The organism is Sphaerochaeta sp. S2 (assembly GCF_016406725.1).
GTDB lineage: Bacteria > Spirochaetota > Spirochaetia > Sphaerochaetales > Sphaerochaetaceae > Sphaerochaeta.
On the sequence record NZ_JAEKNT010000370.1, the window covers coordinates 1 to 1707 of the forward strand.

Here is a 1707-nt window from a genome sequence, read left to right on the forward strand (position 1 = left end):
CTCCAAGAATACACCCACTTGACTGAGCTTGAGCGATGAGAGCGGGGGCCCAAAGGGGATGTATGCAAGAGAACAGAAAGGGGCCATCCGCTTGACGAGCACAAGCAGTGTAAAAGTTGAACTTTCCATCTCAACTGAGAATGCAAAGCTCTTCCACCCGGAGCGCTGTTTCACTTCAGCCCAGTAGCTGCTTTGGAACACTGTACTGCTCGGTGAAAGTTCACTGGTTGCTATTCTCTGGATACGCATGCTCTTGCTTCTCTCCCCTTTAAAACATATTTGGGGGCCAATTGGCCCCCAAAATCCTCATCTACATAAGAATACTACTGGCAGGGGGTCAACCTACCGGGCCATTCAAGTATTTTTTTGCAGTCAGGGCTACCCCGTCTTTTCCAATCGGCTTCCCATCAATCTTCACCACGCCAGACTCAGTATAAATCGGCATGGAGAAGAAGTGATCTGCCTTCACATACGGAAGCTTTTCCTCAACCGGGGAAAATCCCTCTGGGGTGAGCACGCTTCCCACCTCAAACTGAGGTGCAAAGAGCACTTCACAGGTGGAGTGTTCCTCAGCATCTGGATCGCTGGCGGCAAGCAACATACCGTAGCTTTTCTCTCCACGGAAATTTGCCGGTTTGAGATTGCTTACCAGTACTATGTTCTGGTCCTGCAACTCCTCTTCCTTGTAATAAGGCACGATGGAACTGACAATGGTTCTTGGTTCCTCTTCCTGTACATCAAGGGTAATTATATAGAGTTTATCACCACGAGGGTGTCTCTCCACATTGGTAATCTTTGCGACCTTGAGAATCACTCGACTCGCAAACTGTTCAGCCAGGCTTACCTGGTCCTCTTTCTGATCCATATCTTTCTCCAATTCTTTGGTTTTCTTCTGTTCTCGCTCTTCCTGGGAGCCGCTGAAACGAGTACGCAACTGCTCGATCAGAGAATCCTCAAGCTTGGTGAAGAGCAACGAAACCTCGCCAATCCCCTCTATTCCTTCCCAGTTGCCAAGATCATTCCAGTTGGTCTTCTCAGCACCAAGGAAGGAAAGCATTTTCAGTGAGGTTTCCGGCATGAACGGCTGTACCATCACCGCCAGGTCACGAATCAGATAGACGAGGGTCTTGAGCAGGCTCATCGCTTTCTCTGGTTGTTCCTTGCGCATCTTCCAAGGTTCGCCATCCTGGAATGCCTTATTTCCCAATGAGGAGAGGCTGATGATCTGCCTGAGTGCATCGCGCTCCTCAGCACGCTCCATGAATGAATCGATTTTCTTCTCACGTTCTACAATCTGGGCATGCAACTCAGTATCGATGGGTGCTGAGAAAAGGGCTCCGTCTTCATAGAACCGTTTCACAAATGTCAGGGTCCGGTTGACCAGGTTGGAAAGGTTGCCGATGAGCTCCCCATTCACTTTCTCCTGGAAGTCAGCCCAGGTGAAGGTAACATCGCTTTTCTCCGGTCGGTTGTAGAACATGTAGAACCGCCAGACATCAGCTGGAATTCCTGTGTCCTGGACATCATTGCCAAATATGCCAATCCCGAGACTCTTGCTGAACTTTCCACCCTCGTAATTGAGGTATTCAGTACTGCTCATATGATGAAGCATGGTCCAATCCATCCCACTTGCCAGCTGGCAGGAGGGGAAAATAACAGTATGGAAGGGAATATTGTCCTTTCCGATGAACTGGAACAGTTCAGTAT

General features: G+C 49.2%; 1 protein-coding gene and 1 pseudogene. Both read right to left on the reverse strand.

The features are described 5' to 3' along the window. Window positions 1–249: pseudogene (locus tag JF818_RS10875) on the reverse strand (peptidoglycan bridge formation glycyltransferase FemA/FemB family protein); the annotation flags it as partial. An 88-nt stretch (window positions 250–337) separates the two neighbouring features. After that, window positions 338–1707, reverse strand: a 1370-nt coding sequence (locus JF818_RS10880) for a class I tRNA ligase family protein (protein WP_198892037.1), incomplete at its 5' end; no start/stop codon positions are given.